Raw genomic sequence first — 3,117 nt, 5'->3', positions numbered from 1 at the left:
GCAAGGAACTCAAGAACATCGGGGTGCGGCTGTAGCGCGGGCATTTGATCGGGCATTGGCTCTCCTTATGGCTTTTATGTCGGAGCGTTTGGCTCGGGCGTCAAGCGTTTGACCTTCCAAAAGAACCGCCAACTCACGAGGATAGCCGCAAAGGCGAGCCCTAAACCGTAGCCAATCCATATTCCCTCAGGCCCCCAACCCAGAAAAACACCAAGCCCATAGGCTAGCGGCAGGGCGACGCCCCAGTTGCCCAGCAAGGTCGCGGCGACAGGCACGCTGTTGTCTGTCATACCCCGCGCCGCGCCCAACATGGTGCCCTGCACGCCGTCCGCAATCTGTGTGGCCGCGATGATCCAAAACAGTGTCGTGGCCAAGGTCACGACCGCAGGATCGGCCGACAGTGCACCGGCTATTGGGGCCGCTAACATCAGCAGTCCAAGCATTACGGTCACCATCCACCCGACACTCAGGCTAAGAGCCGCCAGACCAATGCCCCTAATGCGATGATCCTCCCCAGCTCCCAATGCTTGGCCGACGACAATGGACACCGCAATCGATATGCCAAGAGGTACCATATAGAGGACAGTCGCGACGGAATTGACGATCTGATTTGCCGCCAGCGCGCCTGCGCCAAACCAACCCACCATCAGACCGACACAGGCATAGACCGCCCCTTCGCTGAAATAACCGGTGGCGATCGTCCCACCTGCGCGTAGCTGACGCAAGAGCTCTGACCGCGTGAGGGAAACTACATGCCGCGCGCTAGAAAACGCCCCCCCGTAGCGCCAAAAGGCCAACGCCATCAATAAAGAGGCACTCTGCGAAAACAGGCTGGCATAAGCTGCTCCAGACAGTCCCACACCGTCCCAGTTACCAATTCCGTAGATCAGCACCCAATTGGCAGGCACGTTCAAAGCAACGGCACCAAAGGCAATGCTCACCCCTAGCCAAGGCGCACTCAGTGCATCAAATAAACCCTTAAGCATGTAGAATAGCGTAAATGGGACCAACATAACGGCCATAGCCTGCCAATAACCATCCGCAAGCGCGTCTAGCACATCCGGCGGCTGACCGAGCCAAGCCAAACCAGGCCTCATCGCCAGCATCAAGCCCATGCCTAAAACCCCGGCACCCCCTCCAATCACAAGGCCCGCCAAGGTGGCCTCAGACAAGCCGCGTGCATCGCTCGCTCCGAATGTCTCAGACATTCTCACAGAGGTGCCCGAAACAAACCCGTAGAGACAGGCAAAAAAGATCACCTGAATTGATACCGTGATCGACGCTGCCGCGAGCGCGACGGTGCCCAAAGGCGCGATCATAATCGTATCTACGACCCCGATGAGCATTGAGGCGGCAAGAGATATGATAATTGGCGTGCTCAATCGCGCCAATGCGCGGATGTCTAGAAACAAGCTTGGGTTATACATGCGCCCCCTTGGGCATATGCAACTGGCCCAAATATGCATCGTCACTGACTAGCGATAGCCGAATAGGCCGTGCCCCGTTCCTTTGTTCCCAAAATACTCCGGGGGAGCCCGAAGGGCGGGGGCAGCGCCCCCCCAAAGCATCGCAATGCGCCGAAGGCGCGCAATCTGGCTATTTCGTTTCGGTTTTGGCCGCAGGTTTCTTCTTAGCAGGCGCTTTCTTCTTCGCCGCTGGTTTCTTCGCTGCGGGCTTTTTCGCCGCTGCTTTCTTTGCGGCAGGCTTTTTCTTACCGGTCTTGGCCAACCGTTCTTCCAATAGCTGAACGGCCAAGTCCATCGTTACGTCCTCCGGCTCGGTGGTTTCGGGAATGGTGGCATTCACCTTCTCCCACTTCACGTAAGGCCCGTATTTGCCCTTCATGATATTCACCGCACCACCGCCGTCGGGATGCTCGCCCAGTTCTTTCAGCGGTGTGGCTGCAACCCCTCGGCCCCCCCGAGATGCCACTTTCTCGGCCAGCAATTGCACCGCGCGGTTCATGCCCACGGTCCAAACCTCATCAAGCCCTTCGAGGTTGGCATTCGTGCCGCCCCGGTTCGACGTGCTGTCGGCGTGCTTCAGATACGGCCCATAACGACCGATATTGGCCCAAACCGGGATACCGTCTTCGGGGTGCTCTCCGATCAGGCGTGGCAGAGCAAGCAACTGCACACCCTGCTCAAGCGTTAATTCCTCGGGCGCCCACTCTTTTGGAATAGACTGGCGCGGGGGTTTTTTGTTTTCTTCGGTCACTTCGCCGCGCTGGACGTAGGGTCCAAAGCGGCCCTTAAAGATCCGGATCTCGTCGTCGGCGTCGCTGCCCAATAGCTTGCCCTCGGGTGGGATCGCCGATGGATCCTCCATGCCGGGGGGACCGAAGGGCCGTGTGTAGCGGCACTCAGGGTAGTTGGAGCAGCCGATAAACGCCCCACCTGCGCGCGCCGTACGCATGGACAAGCGGCCAATTTCGCAATTCGGGCACTGACGCGGCGGTTTGCCGTCGCCTTGGTCGGGAAACAGGTGCGGCTCTAGTACCTCGTTGATTTTCTCAAGGACTTCGGTGATGCGCAGCTCGGCGGTTTCATCGATCGCGGCCTTAAAATCACGCCAGAACCGGTTCAGCACGTCTTTGTACTGCGCATTGCCAGCGGACACTTCATCAAGCTGGTTTTCCAGCTCAGCCGTGAAGTCATAGCCCACATATTTGCGGAAGTAGTTTGACAGAAATACCGTCACCAACCGGCCTTTATCCTCGGGGATCAGGCGGTTTTTTTCTTTGATGACATAGCCACGATCTTGGATCGTTGTCACAATGGATGCGTAGGTTGAGGGGCGCCCAATGCCTAGCTCTTCCATTCGCTTAACCAGTGTCGCCTCGGTGTAGCGGGGCGGTGGCTGGGTAAAGTGTTGCTCGGGGGTGATGCTTTCCTTCTTAGCAGGCTCACCCTGCTGGATCGACGGCAGACGCTTGTCATCGTCATCCACGACCTCGTCGTCACGGCCTTCCATGTAGACCTTCATAAAGCCGTCAAAGAGCACGACTTGCCCGGAGGCACGCATTTCGACCTGCGCATCATCGGAGCCGATGATTGCGGTCGTGCGCTCAAAGCGGGCGGCTTCCATCTGGCTGGCCAGTGTCCGCTTCCAGATCAG

Annotated in this window: 2 protein-coding genes; both read right to left on the bottom strand. The window is 58.1% G+C overall.

Features of this window, described 5'->3' with window-relative positions:
* Positions 1–74 precede the first annotated feature (74 nt).
* On the bottom strand, positions 75–1,427 hold the full coding sequence (locus AC4GMC_RS17940) for an MATE family efflux transporter (protein WP_487878051.1): 1,353 nt from the start codon (positions 1,425–1,427) through the stop codon (positions 75–77).
* 169 nt (positions 1,428–1,596) lie between these two features.
* On the bottom strand, positions 1,597–3,117 hold a 1,521-nt coding region (locus tag AC4GMC_RS17935), incomplete at its 5' end, for a DNA topoisomerase (protein ID WP_490391494.1).

It is taken from the genome of Thalassobacter sp. (genome assembly GCF_982993085.1).
This window is presented reverse-complemented; position numbering and strand designations above follow the sequence as displayed.